This window comes from Peterkaempfera bronchialis (assembly GCF_003258605.2).
Lineage (GTDB): Bacteria > Actinomycetota > Actinomycetes > Streptomycetales > Streptomycetaceae > Peterkaempfera > Peterkaempfera bronchialis.
Genome location: NZ_CP031264.1, coordinates 2,187,132 through 2,201,315, shown reverse-complemented (window position 1 = coordinate 2,201,315; position 14,184 = coordinate 2,187,132). Strand labels below are relative to the sequence as shown.

Sequence of the window (14,184 nt, the reverse complement as noted above, 5' to 3'; positions counted from 1 at the left end):
CCGGCCAACGACCGCAGCCGCTCCGGGACCGGCGACCCGGGCCGCGCCCCCGCCGCGAACAGCTCGCGCCCCTCCCCGTCCAGCAGCACCGCCCACGCCCCCAGCCGCGCCGCCAGCTGCCGCAGCACCGCCTCCACCGCATCCGGCCGCGCCGCCGCCGACGCCAGCGCGGCCTGCGCCTGCGACAGCCGCCGCAGATCCCGGCTCCGCGCCTCCGCCATCGCCGCGTACACCGCGCGCCCCACCGCCACAAACGGCGTCTGCGGCGGAACCCTCAGCAGCGGCAGCCCATACCGCTCGCACGCCGCCACCAATTCCCGTGGCACCTCCGGGTGCACCGGCGCCACCCCGAACCCCAGCGCCGCCACCCCGGCCGCCGCCACCCTCCGCACATACGCGTCCACCGCCTCCGCCGACTCCGGGAAGTGCACCCCCGCCGTCAGCAGCAGCTCACCCCCCAGCAGATACTGCGCCGGATCGTCCAGCTCGCTCGCCTGCACCATCGCCACCGGCCGGTCCTCCGCCGGCCCCGCGATCCGCTCCAGCGCCAACTCCACCCGCGCCAGCACCACGCTCAACGGCACCGCCGTCACATCCGCCGACGGCAGCCGACGTGCCACCTCCATGCCACCTCCACCTGTGCAGACCATCCACCACTCCCCACCAGAATGGATGAAACCTCCACTTCAGCGAAACCCCCCGCCTGGCTAGCGTTCACCCTGCAAGACCCAGACCCACCCACCCTCACCAATCCCGCACGGACAAGACCTTCCCCCCACCCCGGACCGGCCGACACCCGCACCAGCCCACACAACCCCAACCACAACCCCGCACCCCGACCCGCGACAAACCACGCCCGAGCGAAGGACCCCTCATGAGCACCCCTCCCCGCGGCCCCGTCGACGCCAGCCGCACCCCCCGCTACGCAGGCCCCGCCACCTTCGCCCGGCTCCCCCGCATCGACCAGCTCGACGCCCCCACCGACGCCGATGTCGCCGTCGTCGGCATCCCCTTCGACACCGGCGTCTCCTACCGCCCCGGCGCCCGCTTCGGCGGCAATGCCATCCGCGAGGCCAGCCGCCTCCTGCGCCCCTACAACCCGGCCCAGGACGCCTCCCCCTTCGCCCTCGCCCAGGTCGCCGACGCCGGCGACATCGCGGTCAACCCGTTCGACATCAACGAGGCCATCGAGACCATCGAGGCAGCCGCCACCGACCTCCTCGCGACCGGCGCCCGCCTGATGACCCTCGGCGGGGACCACACCATCGCACTCCCCCTCCTCCGCGCCGTCGCCGCCAAGCACGGCCCCGTCGCCCTGCTGCACTTCGACGCCCACCTGGACACCTGGGACACCTACTTCGGCGCCGAGTACACCCATGGCACCCCGTTCCGCCGCGCCGTCGAGGAGGGCATCCTCGACACCTCCGCCCTCTCCCACGTGGGCACCCGAGGCCCGCTCTACGGCAAGCAGGACCTCGCCGACGACGAGCGGATGGGCTTCGGCATCGTCACCTCCGCCGATGTGATGCGCCGGGGCGTCGACGAGGTCGCGGACCAGTTGCGGGCCCGTATCGGCGACCGCCCCCTCTACATCTCCATCGACATCGACGTCCTCGACCCGGCGCACGCCCCCGGCACCGGCACCCCCGAGGCCGGCGGCCTCACCTCCCGCGAACTGCTGGAGATCATCCGTGGCCTGGCCTCCTGCAACCTGGTCTCCGCCGACCTGGTCGAGGTCGCCCCGGCGTACGACCACGCCGAGATCACCGCCGTCGCCGCCTCCCACACCGCCTACGAGCTGACCACCGTCATGTCCCGCCAGATCGCGGCCACCCGCCCCACCCCCTGACCCCACACCACACCACCCCACCCCACCCCACCCCCTGACCCCCCTGGTCGTACGACCTTCGCCGCACCCTCCGCCAGGCCGTGGACGGGTGCGGCGCACCGCCCCGGGAAGGGATGCTGGAGTCGCAACCACGACTCCGGAGACAAGGTGGAGCCCATGGCAGAGGCCATCCCCCCGGCCCTCGAAGACCTGCTCGGCAGCGCCCGCGCCGCCGCGCTGGTGACCCTCAAGCGGGACGGTCGCCCGCAGCTCTCCAACGTCAGCCTCAGCTACGACCCGGCGACCCGTACCGCCCGCATCTCCACCACCGCCGACCGGGCCAAGACCGCCAATCTGCGCCGCGACCCCCGCGCCAGCCTCTATGTCACCACCCCCGACTTCGGCTCGTACGCCGTCGCCGAGGGCACCGCCGAGTTGACCCCGGTCGCCGCCGACCCGTATGACGCGGTCGTGGAGGAGCTGGTCGAGGTCTACCGGCTGATCCAGGGCGAGCACCCCGACTGGGACGAGTACCGCGCCGCGATGGTGGCCGACCGCCGCCTGGTGGTCCGGCTGCACGTGGAGCGCGCCTACGGCTGGGCACCGGGGCGGCAGCCATGACCGGAAAACCCGATGGACGCCTGCCCGGGAAGATGATTAGTATCTCTAAATATGTTTGAGGCTCATGACTCCGCCGGGGAAACATCGGCGCCGCAGGAGCCGACCGCCGGCGGCTGGCTGCGCCGCCTGGTCGGCTACTGCCGTCCCTACCGGCGCAATGTGCTGCTCTCCTTCGGCGCCTCCCTCGCCGGCATGGCGGTCACCGCCGTTGTCCCCCTGGTCACCAAGCTGATCATCGACGACGTCGTCACCGACCACACCCGGTCCCTCGCCCCTTGGGCAGTGCTGCTGATCCTCGCCGCCGTAGTCGTCTTCGGCCTCACCTGGGTGCGCCGCTACTACGGCGGACGCCTCGCGCTCGACGTCCAGCACGACCTGCGCACCGACCTCTTCCGCTCCCTCACCCGCTTCGACGGCGCCCGCCAGGACCAGCTGGACACCGGCCAGGTCGTCGGCCGCGCCACCTCCGACCTCCAACTGGTGGTGGGCCTGCTGTCGATGCTGCCGATGATGACGGGCAACGTCCTGCTCTTCGGCATGTCCATCGCCGTCATGCTCTGGCTCTCCCCGCTGCTCACCGTGGTCGCCCTGGTGATGGGCCCGGCCCTGTGGTGGTTCGCGCAGCTCAGCCGCCGACGGCTGTTCCCCGCGACCTGGGCCGCCCAGCAGCAGGCCGCAGCCGTCGCCGGAGTCGTGGACGGCGCGGTCACCGGCGTCCGCGTGGTCAAGGGGTTCGGCCAGGAGGAGCAGGAACTCGGCCGCCTGGAACGGGTCTCCCGTCACCTCTTCGCCGCCCGGCTGCGCTCCATCCGCCTCAACAGCCACTACACCCCCGCGATGCAGGCGATCCCGGCCCTCGGCCAGGTGGCCGTGCTGGCCCTCGGCGGCTGGCTGGCGGTGCGCGGCGAGGTCACCCTCGGCACCTTTGTCGCCTTCTCCACCTACATTGCCCAGATGACCGGCCCAGTCCGGATGCTCACCATGATCCTCACGGTCGGCCAGCAGGCCAGGGCGGGCGTGGAACGCGTCCTCCAGCTCATCGACGAGCGCCCGGTCATCAGCGAGAAGCCCGACGCGGTCACCCTGGACCCCGACGAGCCGGCCGGACACGACACCACCCCCGCCCTCGCCTTCGACCACGTCACCTTCGCCTACACCCACGCCACCCAGGCCACCCACGCCACCTCCGACGCCCCCGCCCCCGTCATCCAGGACCTCACCCTCCACCTGGCCCCCGGCGAGACCGTCGCCCTGGTCGGCGCCTCCGGCTCGGGCAAGTCCACCGTCGGCATGCTGGTGCCCCGCTTCTACGACGCCACCGCCGGGACCGTACGTGTCCACGGCCACGACGTCCGCGACCTCACCCTGGACTCGCTGCGCGCCGCCATCGGCATCGTCCCCGAGGACAGCTTCCTGTTCTCCGACTCCATCCGCACCAACATCGCGTACGGGCACGCCCACGCCACCGACCGCCAGATCGAGGCCGCCGCCCGCGCCGCCCAGGCCGAAGGGTTCATCGCCGCGCTGCCCGACGGCTACGACACCGTCGTCGGCGAGCAGGGCCTCACCCTCTCCGGCGGCCAGCGCCAGCGCATAGCCCTGGCCCGCGCCATCCTCGCCAACCCGCGCATCCTGCTCCTGGACGACGCCACCTCCGCCGTCGACGCCCAGATCGAGGCCGAGATCCATGACGCGCTGCGCAGCGTCATGCACGGCCGGACCACCCTGCTGATCGCCCACCGCCGCTCGACCCTCCAGCTCGCCGACCGGATCGCCGTACTGGACCGGGGCCGCCTCGTGGACCTCGGCACCCACGACGAACTCGACGCCCGATGTCCGCTCTACCGGACCCTGCTCACCGACCCCGACACCCTGGCCGCCGACATCCGCACCCCCGACCCGGCCGCCGGTCCCACCAGCCTCACCACCCCCGCCGCCACCACGCCCGCCGACCCCACCACCCCCACCACCCCCGTCGACCCCGCCACCTCCACCACCCCCGAACTCTGGGACCGCGAGCAGTACCCCGACACCGACAGCACCGACCCCGCCACCCCGACCCCCACCCCCGCAGCCGGTGGTGACGGCCCGGTCTCCCGCAGCCTCGGCTCGATGTCGGCCACCCCCGAACTGCTCGCCAAGGTCGCCGCCCTCCCGCCCGCCCGGGACACCCCGGACATCCCCTGGACCAGGCCCGCGCCGCCGACCCCGACTTCAGCCTGCGCCGCCTGCTGGCCCCCTTCCGCCGCCCACTCGCCGCCGCCCTGCTGCTGGTGACGCTCGACGCAGCCGCCGGCCTGTCCCTGCCCGTCCTGATCCGGCACGGCATCGACGACGGCGTCAGCAAGGCCGCCTTCGCCGGGGTGGCCGCCGCCTCCCTCGCCGCGCTCGCCGTCGTCCTCCTCGACTGGCTGGTGCAGACCGCCGAGACCCGGGTCAGCGGCCGGACCGGCGAACGGGTCCTCTACGTCCTGCGGGTCAAGATCTTCGCGCACCTCCAGCGGCTCGGCCTGGACTACTACGAGCGCGAGCTGTCCGGCCGGATCATGACCCGGATGACCACCGACGTGGACGCGCTCTCCACCTTCCTCCAGACCGGCGTGGTCACCGCCGTCGTCAGCCTGCTCACCTTCGTCGGCATCTTCGCCGCCCTGCTGATCATCGACGCCGGGCTGGCCCTCGCCGTCTTCGCCGTCCTGCCGGTGCTGGTGATCGCCACCCTGGTCTTCCGCAGGAAGTCCTCGGCCCAGTACACGCTCGCCCGCGAGAAGGTCTCCACGGTCAATGCCGACCTCCAGGAGAACGTCGCCGGGATGCGGATCGTCCAGGCGTTCCGCCGCGAGGGCGTCAACACCGACCGCTTCGTCGCCCGCAGCGACGAGTACCGCCAGTCCCGCACCCGCGCCCAGCTCTACATCGCGCTCTACTTCCCCTTCGTCCAGTTCCTCTCCAGCACGGCCGCCGCGCTGGTCCTGATCGAGGGCGCCCATCGGGTCGGCTCCGGCACCCTCACCACCGGCGCCCTGGTCGCCTACCTCCTCTACATCGACCTCTTCTTCTCCCCGGTGCAGCAGCTCTCCCAGATCTTCGACGGCTACCAGCAGGCGGCCGTCGGCCTCGCCCGCATCCGCGAACTGCTGCGCACCCCCACCGGCACCCCGGCCGCCGCCGCCCCGCTGCCCGTCCCCGACCTGCGCGGCGAGGTCCACTTCGACGACATCCACTTCGCCTACGACGGCGGTGGCGACCGCAAGCCGGAAGCCCTCACCGGCATCTCGCTGCGCATCCCGCCCGGCCAGACCGTGGCTCTGGTCGGCGAGACGGGCGCGGGCAAGTCCACCCTGGTCAAGCTGGTCGCCCGGTTCTACGACGTGACCGGCGGCGCCGTCCGGGTCGACGGCACCGATGTGCGCGCCTATGACCTCACCGCCTACCGGCACCGCCTCGGCGTCGTCCCGCAGGAGGCCCACCTCTTCGCGGGCACGGTCCGCGACGCCATCGCCTACGGCCGACCGGACGCCTCCGACGCCGAGGTGGAGGCCGCCGCCCGCGCCGTCGGCGCCCACGAGATGGTGGCCCGGCTGCCCGGCGGCTATCTGCACCGCGTCTCCGAGCGGGGCCGCAACCTCTCCGCCGGCCAGCGCCAGCTCCTCGCCCTGGCCCGCGCCGAACTCGTCGACCCGGACATCCTGCTGCTCGACGAGGCCACGGCCGCGCTCGACCTCGCCACCGAGGCCGCCGTCAACCATGCCGCCGACCGCCTCGCCGGCCGCCGCACCACCCTGGTCATCGCCCACCGCCTCAGCACCGCCGCCCGCGCCGACCGGGTGGTCGTCCTCGACCGTGGCCGGGTGGTGGAGGACGGCACCCACGACGAACTGCTGGCCGCCGACGGCGCATACGCCAGGCTGTGGCGGGCCTTCACCGGCGAGGAGGACGAGACCGCCGACCGCTGGGAGCCCGCCCCCGCCCGGTGACGCCCGCACCACCACCCGCACCACCCAACGCCTGCCCGGCCGTGCCCTGCCGTGCCCGCTCCCCGCCCGGGAGCGGGCACGGCCGTCTCACCGACCCTTGCTGCCGAACTGAACCGGAGCGTCCGGCGGGGCGTACGAAAGGCGACCGCCGCGTGCGCCCAGCCGCTGCGGCCCACCGACCGCCCGCACCGGCAGCCCTGCTCCACCGCAGGCTCCCACCGCCACCGAGGAGACCTGATGCGTATGCGTACGCCCCACCGATCGTCGACGGACGCGCGAGGGCAGTCCCGGGGCGGCCCGGGGCAGTCGCGGCTGCTGCGGATGCTCGCTGTCGGCCTGGTGGCGGTGATCGTCCCGCTCTGGGTCTACAAGCAGGGCGGGGGCACCGCCCCGGCAGCGCAGACCGTGGCCTCCGACGGCCTGCCGGGCGGTATCGTCAACACCGCGTTCGGCCCGCTCACCCCCGATGAGCGGACCTTTGTGACCAAGGTGCGGCTGGCCGGCCTCTGGGAGCTGCCGAGCGGCATGATGGCCCAGACGCACACCACCAACCCGACCGTGCACGAGGCGGGCAAGCACCTGCTGGACGGCCACAAGAAGCTGGACGAGCAGGCCCTCAAGATCGCCGCCCAGTTGGGCATGGGACTGCCCAACGAGCCCTCTCAGCAGCAGCAGGACTTCCTCCGCCAGGAACAGGCCGCCCAGGGTGCCGACTTCGACCGGGTCTTCGCCCAACTGCTGCGTACCCAGCACGGTCTGATCTTCCAGGCCATCGCCAAGATCCGGAACAGCACCCGCAACACCCTGGTCCGGCAACTGGCCGACAGCGCCAACACCATCGTGCTGGACCACATCACCGTGCTGGAGAAGACCGGCGTGGTCGACTTCGACTCCATCGCCGCCGCCTCCACCCAGCCGCCCGGCCCGGCGACCGCGCTGCCGCCCGGCGTCGCCGTGGGCCAGGCACTCCCGGTCACCCAACTGGCCACCGCCTGGGCCAACACCACCGGCGCGGTGGCCTCCGGCGGCACCTCGGCGGGCGGCCAGGGCACCCAGCCGCAGGCGGGCGAGGTCGGTCAGGGTGTCCAGATCGGCCAGGGCGTCCAGAGCACCTCGGGCGCGGGCACCGCCGTCCGCTGACGCCGAGCTCACCCGTCAACCGCTACGGCGCAGGCTCGGCCGTCCGGCACACCAGGCGGTGGCCCCGCCCCGGCAGCACACCAGGTGGGGCCACCGCCGAGTTACCCGAACATGCCGGGGCGAACGTGCCGGTGCGGCTCCGCACCGCCTACGAGAGCCCGGTACCCCGCGACTGACCGGCCAACTGCCAATCCGCCACCGCGAGTTCGCGGTCATGCAGCGCCTCCAGCCGCGCCAGCACCGTCAACTCGGCTCCGGACAGCTCCCCGTACGGCAGCCCGGTGGCGGTCAGCAGCACCTCTGTCGCCACCGGCACCGCGATGGCCGCCCGCCACTCCGGCAGGACCACAAAGCAGGTCTCCACCCCCACCCGCACCACCCTGGCCGGCACCCGCCGCCGCCCCACCGGCGGCTCCGGCGTGTCCGGCAATCCCGGCGGCTCCACCAGCTTCGGCATCCTCGGCAACTTCGGCGGCCCGGACGCCCGCTCAGTGCCCGCCCCGCCCACCGCCGCCCGGGTACCGGCCCCCGGCGCGGGCAGTGTCCACCGCACCGGCCGTCGCCGCGCACCCCCGCCGAGTACCGCGCCCGCCTCCCGCAGCAGCCGCCGCACCTCGCTCTGCGCCCGGTGCGAGACCACGGCCAGATCCTTCACCCGGGCCCCGTTCTCGTAGGCGGACCTGAGCTCGGCCGCGAGACGGCTGCGCGGGGTCTCGTCGGCCGGCGGTGAGCCGGGCTGTTCGGCGGCGGTCATGCGGCTGGGCCTCCGGTCTGCTGTTCGGAAGATCTTCGCGCACCCCGGGCACCCATACCAGATCCGGGGAGTGAGATTCCGTAGGCTCAGCCCGTTCTTCCCTCGCCACCGCCCGTCCCGCTCAGCCGGGCTCAGTGGTCGGGGAGCAGATACACCCGGTCGTAGTGCTGGGCGATCAGATGCCCCCGGCTGTCGGAGGAGAGCTCCCAGGGATCGATGCCGCCCTTGTCCTTGCCGTCGGTGAAGTCCCAGCGGCGCTTGCCGGTCTCGATGTCGAGGGCGTGCAGCCCGCGCCTGTCGGTGAAGTCGGCCACGAACACGGTCGTGCCGCTGACCGTGGCGGGGGTGTTGCCCGAGGTCAGGCCGGTGTCGCTGAACCAGCGGCGGGAGCCGTCGGCGGCGCTGTACGCGAAGACGCCCGCCACGCCGGGGCCGGTCCCGGTGCAGTAGACGGTGTCGCCGACGGCGGTGGTGGAGCTGTAGCTGCGGACCCCCTGGTCCTGCACGCGCCAGCGCACCGTGCCGGTGGCGATGTCCAGCGCGGTGACATGGTCGCCGCCGACGAACACGGTGGAGCCCTGCACCGAGGGGATCCACTCCAGTTGGCCGCCGGACTTGCGGGTCCACAGCTGCCGGCCGGTGGCGGTGTCGCGCACGGTGACGTTGTGGCGGTCGTCGGTGTAGACGAGGTACCTGCCGGAGACCACCGCCGCCAGCCGCTGGTCGGTGCCCACGTCGCGGGTGACCTTCCAGCGGAACTTCTGCTTCACCAGGTCGACGCAGAAGACCGTGTTGGAGTGGTCGTTGATGTCGATCTGGCCGTTCTTGCTCGCGTAGGTGCGGCCGGTGATGTACACGGCCGTGTCATCCGTGCCGAGGATGAAGTCGAAGGCGTGCTCGACATCGGCCTTGAGCCGCCACAGCTGGATGCCCTTGGCGGGGTCGATGCCGACGATGGTGGTGCCGCCGTCGAGGGCCACCACCGCGCCGTTGGAGAGCACCGGCGAGGTCAGGAAGTTGCTGACCCCCTCGTAGACCCACTTGGGCTTGGTGCCGTCGGCGGCGTCCAGGCAGACGATGCCGGCCTCGCTGTTCACCAGGATGGTGCCGTTGTGGTACGTCGGCCGGGTGCTGGTGAGGCTGGTGCCGCTGTAGGTCCACACCGGCGTGGGGGCCACGCCGTCGGGGCGGGCGGCCGGTTCGGCGGGGGCGTCCGGTGCGCTGCCCGCCGGGGAGGTGCCGGGGCCCTTGGCAGCGTCGCCGCTGCTCCCTCCGGCGTCGTCCTTGCCTCGGGTGAGCAGGAACGCGGTGCCGCCGCCCACCACCGCGACCCCGCCCACCGAGGCGGCTGCGGCCAGGAGGCGCCGCCGGGACGGCGAGGCCCCGCCGGCGGAGGGCGCCGGGGCGGTGCCGGGCCCGGCCGGGTACCCGCCCGGGTATCCGGCCGGATAGCCGGGCGGTGCGGCGGGGACGCGGCCGAGCTGCACGGTGGCCGGGGAACCCGGCTGGTGCTGCCGGACGGGACCGGCCCCGGCCAGCGGGGCGGGCATCTGCTGCGCGGGGGCTCCGGCCAGCAGTACCCGAGGGTCGGCGGCGGGCGCGGGGGCGCTGCCGGAGGCGGGGGTGTCCAGGTCCATCACGGCGGCGGCGTGCCGGGCTATCGCGGAGCTGACGGATACGGGCAGCCAACCGGACCGCAGCCGCTGCTCGGCGCCGCCGGGCGCCAGTGCGGCGGACAGCTGAGCGGGGGCGGGCCGGGCGGCGGGGTCCTTGGCCAGGCATGGGGCGATCACGGCGCGCAGCGACTCGGGAAGCAGCGTCAGATCGGGTTCGCCGTGCACCACCTGGTAGAGCAGTGCGGCGGCCGACGAGTCGCCGAACGGCCCGTTCCCGGTCGCGGCGAAGACCAGCACCGACCCGAGCGAGAAGACGTCCCCGGCCGGGCCCATCGGCTGCCCGGTGGCCTGCTCGGGGCACATGTAGCCGGGGGAGCCGACGACGATGCCGGTCTGGGTGAGCCGGTTGCCGTCGACGGCCCGGGCGATGCCGAAGTCGATGACCCGGGGCCCATCGGCGGCGAGCAGCACATTGGACGGCTTGAGGTCGCGGTGGACCAGCCCGGCGGTATGCACGGCGGCGAGTGCCTCCGCGAGTCCGGCGCCCAGCGCCCGTACGGTCTCCTCGGGCAGCGGGCCGTGTTCGGCGACGGCGTCGGCGAGGGAGGGGCCGAGCACATAGGCGGTGGCCAGCCAGGGGGTGGCGGCCTCGGGGTCGGCGTCGACGACGGGCGCGGTGTAGGCGCCGTCGACGGAGCGGGCGGCCTCCACCTCACGTCGGAAGCGGGCGCGGAAGTCGCTGTCCTCGGCCAGTTCCGCCCGGATCGCCTTCACGGCCACGGTGCGACCGCCGACGCTCCGGGCGAGGTAGACGCGGCCCATACCGCCTGCGCCGAGTCGGGCCACCAGCCGGTAGGGGCCGAGCGTCTCGGGGTCCTGTGCCTCCAGTGGCTTCATCGCTGCCGACGCCTGCCTTCCGTGTGCGCAGGGGAGCCCTGCCGCTGGGGGGTGGTGTCCACAGAGGGTATACGTGGCGGCATGACGGCCCGTCGTGCCGGTCGCGGCGCCGATCCGAGGCCGCCGACCCATGCACGGCCGGGCAGCGCGTCCTGCGCGGGCGGGGGTGGTGGAAGCGCTCGCGGTGCTTCCGGCGGCCGCCGGTGACGCGGGGTCGGCAGCGCCCCTCGGGTTCCTCGCGCGCCGGCCACCCGTCGGGCGGGCCGGGCTGCTCCGGCCCCGCCGCCCCCTGTGCGCTCCCCGTGGACCTGCTCTCAGCAGCGTAGGGCGGAGCGCCGACGGGACGGCGGTCGCGATCGGCCCCGTCAGGCCGCGAGGTCCCGGATGGCCAGCACCTTGTCGACCCGCACCCGCACCAGCAGTTCCCCGGGCACGCCGTTGCGGGCGCCGTACTCCTCCGCCCGCTCCTCGCCCATGTAGCGGGCGGCGATCCGGGTGGCCCAGGCGCGCACCTCCGCGACATCCTCGCTGAGCTGCGCCGTCCCCTCCAGCACGGCGAAGGAGAACGGCGGCCGGTCGTCGTCCACGCAGAGCGCCAGCCGGGCGTCCCGGGCGAGGTTGCGGCCCTTGACCGTGTCCCGGCCGGTGTTGAAGACCAACTCGTCGCCGTCCAGCAGGAACCAGACCGGGGCGACATGCGGCCGCCCGTCCGCCCGCGTGGTGGCGAGCTTGGCGGTACGGGTGCCCTCGCCGACGAAGGCACGCCATTCGTTGTCCGTCATGGGGGTTGCCATGCCATCCATCGTGCGGGAACCCGCCCGCCACCGCATCCGCCCACCCCCGGACCCCACCCCCGCCCGGGCACCGAAGCGCCACCGGTGGACCCGGGCGGCGGCGGGCTTCCGGCTCTCCGACCACCCTCGATCCGACCCGCACCGACCTCGACCAGGCGGTGCACCTCAGCCACGGCAACGATGTGGAGTCCCGGCCGTGGGTGGCAGGCGTCTCCTCTGCCGCAGGTGGCCGAAGCCCTGGAGAAGGCCCGAGTGGCCTGACGGCTCGGGCCGAGCGTTCCGGTTCCGTCGTCTGGCTCAGCCAGGTGAGGTACGCCTGCGCGCCCGCGATGATCGGGACTGCGGCGATCCCGGGGTTCTTCCACGGATGGCGCGCCAGCAGGTACGCCTCAAGGTCGGCGCAGCGGTCGGCACGCGCGGCCAAGGCATGCGACCTCTTCCCTGCCGTTGGCACCTCGCTCCGGGTCCGGCCCGCCGCCTGGTTGACCGGGTCGGCATCGCGAAGGCCGAACCCACGCTGTACGACCAGAGCGCGGGGGAGGGCGGAAGCCTTCTGTCCGAGGGGAGTTGACGGTGTACTGGCCGTAGTGGCTGTGGGCAGACCGGACGACGATTGCCCGCCACATCCCCGGGGTACGTGCACGCCTTCGTGCCCCACCCGTATTGTTGGCGTCCACCGCGGCCCCGGAGCACCCTTTGCCCCACCGCGCCGGAACCGCAGCAGCAGCCCGGCCAGCCTTCCCTCACCCTCATTGGCCAGACCCGTTGAACTCCTCGCCTCAGACCGGACTCCACATGCCTGCGCCACAGCTCCCCAGTATCGAAGAAGCCGCCACCGACGCCACCGTCCCCGAGCCGCGCGCCCACGACGGCGCACCGGCCCCGGAGGGCGCATCGGCCACCGGTGGCGAGAGCCGCCCGAGCACCCGCGAGCAGCTGCACGCCTACGCGGCCCAGGGCGGCTTCACCCTTACCCCCGCCACCAACCCCTGGTACGCGGCGGCCGGCACCGTCACCACCGCCGAGGAGGCCCGCGCCGCCTCCACCGCGCTCGCCGAACTCCGAGGCCGCGACCTGCCCGCACTCCGCGCCGCCGCACCGCGCATCGCCGAAGCCACCCCGCTCGCCGAACCGGCCACCGCCGCCGAACTCAGCAGCACCGCAGCCCTGCTGGTCAGCGTCGCGGCCACGCTCGACACGCTGCGCCCCGAGGCGTACGAGGCCGACCTGGCCGCACTCGCCGACGCCACCGCGACCGGCGGGCTCGCCCTGGGCCCGCGCCGTGCGCTGGTCAAGCAGGCGAAGCGGCTTGCGGTCTCCCGTTGGGTGCGCCGTGCGACCCTGCACACCGTCCTCGCCGAGGCCGCCGACGTCCGCACCGCATGGCAGGCGGCCGCGCCGGACTCCATCCCCGCGCTGCCCTCCGACGGCGACCTGCTGGGTGAACTGGTCCAGCACGTCCAGGGGATGGAGAGCAGCCTCCAGGAACTCGGCGGCGTCCTCTCCGGCCGTGACGCGGAGAACCTTCCGCTCGCGGACCTCGCCGGCCTCCTCGACGCCCTCGCCGCCGACGAGGGCACCCTCTACCGGCTTGCGGCGCTGCACCAGCAGCGCAGCGGCCTGGAGAGCGCCGGGCTGGGTTCGCTGATCGCCGAGCTGACCGAGCGGCAGGCCGACGCGGAGGCTGCGGTGGCCGCGTACGACGCGCTGCCGAGCGACACCGCCGAGGTGGAGGCTGAGGCTGAGGCCGGGGCTGAGGCCGATTCCGCCGCCGCCGAAACCGCCGAGGTTGCGGTGCCCGAGGCCCCCGAGCCGCCTGCTGCCGCAGAGGTCGCAGAGGTCGCAGAGGCTGAGGAGGTCACTGCCGCAGAGTCGGAGTCGCCTCGCGAGGCCGAGGCCGCCACTGCCACCGCGCCGGTTGTCGAGGAGGCCCCGGCGGCTGAGCCCGAGCCTGAGCCCGAGGTCGTGGCTGAGCCCGAGGCCGAGCTGGCGGCTGAGGCGGCTGAGCCGGAGCCGGAGCCCGAGGTCGTGGTCGAGCCCGAGCCCGAGCCGGAGCCGGTTGTCGAGTCTGCCTCGGTTGTCGAGGAGGCTCCTGCCGTTGAGTCCGAGCCGGAGTCGGTCGAGCCGGTGTCCGAGGCTGCGCCGGTTGTCGTGGAGGCCCCGGCGGCTGAGCCCGAGCCCGAGCCCGAGCCCGAGGTCGCGGCTGAGCCCGAGGTCGAGTCCGAGCCGGACCCGGTTGCCGAGGCCGCCCCCGAAGCCGCCGCCAAGGCGCGTCGCCCGCGCAAGCCCTCGCTCACCGCCGGGCGGCCGATCAACGCCTACTCGGCCACCGAACTCGCCGCCCTGGCCCGCTGGATCGACAGCGACGGCGTCGAGCGCACCGACGACGAACTGCTGCGCGCGATCATGAAGGAACTGGGCTTCGGCCGCCTTGGCCCCCGTATCAAGGAGGCCCTCTCCGCCGCCGTGGAGGCGGCCCGCTCCGCCGCCTGAGCCGGAGAAGCAGGACGAGGCCGCGCCGCTCCATCGAGCGGCGCGGCCTCCTCCATGCCCAGCA

At 73.8% G+C, this 14,184-nt stretch carries 7 protein-coding genes and 2 pseudogenes; 5 read left to right on the top strand and 4 right to left on the bottom strand.

The window, feature by feature from the left end:
- Window positions 1–284: 284 nt before the first annotated feature.
- A pseudogene (locus C7M71_RS32865) lies at window positions 285–503 on the bottom strand (PucR family transcriptional regulator ligand-binding domain-containing protein); the annotation flags it as partial.
- A 371-nt stretch (window positions 504–874) separates the two neighbouring features.
- Between C7M71_RS32865 and speB the strand changes: the two are divergent.
- From speB to C7M71_RS09560, 4 genes and pseudogenes are all read left to right on the top strand, one after another.
- Complete coding sequence (speB, locus tag C7M71_RS09575; protein ID WP_111495547.1) at window positions 875–1,849, top strand: agmatinase; 975 nt, start codon at window positions 875–877, stop codon at window positions 1,847–1,849.
- Window positions 1,850–2,005: 156 nt separating this feature from the next.
- On the top strand, window positions 2,006–2,449 hold the full coding sequence (locus tag C7M71_RS09570; RefSeq protein WP_111495394.1) for a PPOX class F420-dependent oxidoreductase: 444 nt from the start codon (window positions 2,006–2,008) through the stop codon (window positions 2,447–2,449).
- A gap of 51 nt (window positions 2,450–2,500) precedes the next feature.
- Window positions 2,501–6,426, top strand: a pseudogene (locus C7M71_RS09565) (ABC transporter ATP-binding protein).
- 243 nt (window positions 6,427–6,669) lie between these two features.
- Window positions 6,670–7,566: a DUF4142 domain-containing protein gene (locus C7M71_RS09560; RefSeq protein WP_162824199.1), complete on the top strand. Its 897-nt coding sequence runs from the start codon at window positions 6,670–6,672 to the stop codon at window positions 7,564–7,566.
- A gap of 148 nt (window positions 7,567–7,714) precedes the next feature.
- Here the strand turns inward: C7M71_RS09560 and C7M71_RS30575 are convergent, their stop codons facing one another.
- From C7M71_RS30575 to C7M71_RS09545, 3 genes are all read right to left on the bottom strand, one after another.
- A complete protein-coding gene (locus tag C7M71_RS30575) occupies window positions 7,715–8,320 on the bottom strand; it encodes a hypothetical protein (RefSeq protein ID WP_162824198.1) in 606 nt (201 codons plus the stop codon).
- A 131-nt stretch (window positions 8,321–8,451) separates the two neighbouring features.
- On the bottom strand, window positions 8,452–10,833 hold the full coding sequence (locus C7M71_RS09550; RefSeq protein WP_114914290.1) for a protein kinase domain-containing protein: 2,382 nt from the start codon (window positions 10,831–10,833) through the stop codon (window positions 8,452–8,454).
- Window positions 10,834–11,198: 365 nt separating this feature from the next.
- Entirely contained in the window at window positions 11,199–11,627 is a 429-nt protein-coding gene (locus C7M71_RS09545) for a PPOX class F420-dependent oxidoreductase (protein WP_111492341.1), read from the bottom strand.
- A gap of 795 nt (window positions 11,628–12,422) precedes the next feature.
- Here C7M71_RS09545 and C7M71_RS09540 point away from each other — a divergent pair.
- Window positions 12,423–14,120, top strand: coding sequence for a hypothetical protein (locus C7M71_RS09540; RefSeq protein WP_114914289.1), 1,698 nt, complete (start codon window positions 12,423–12,425; stop codon window positions 14,118–14,120).
- Window positions 14,121–14,184: the final 64 nt, after the last annotated feature.

Bases quoted from the DNA above. Each gene is read 5' to 3' on its own strand.
- speB (WP_111495547.1), top strand. From the start codon at position 875: ATGAGCACCCCTCCCCGCGGCCCCGTCGACGCCAGCCGCACCCCCCGC.
- C7M71_RS09570 (WP_111495394.1), top strand. From the start codon at position 2,006: ATGGCAGAGGCCATCCCCCCGGCCCTCGAAGACCTGCTCGGCAGCGCC.
- C7M71_RS09560 (WP_162824199.1), top strand. From the start codon at position 6,670: ATGCGTACGCCCCACCGATCGTCGACGGACGCGCGAGGGCAGTCCCGG.
- C7M71_RS30575 (WP_162824198.1), bottom strand. From the start codon at position 8,320: ATGACCGCCGCCGAACAGCCCGGCTCACCGCCGGCCGACGAGACCCCG.
- C7M71_RS09550 (WP_114914290.1), bottom strand. From the start codon at position 10,833: ATGAAGCCACTGGAGGCACAGGACCCCGAGACGCTCGGCCCCTACCGG.
- C7M71_RS09545 (WP_111492341.1), bottom strand. From the start codon at position 11,627: ATGGCAACCCCCATGACGGACAACGAATGGCGTGCCTTCGTCGGCGAG.
- C7M71_RS09540 (WP_114914289.1), top strand. From the start codon at position 12,423: ATGCCTGCGCCACAGCTCCCCAGTATCGAAGAAGCCGCCACCGACGCC.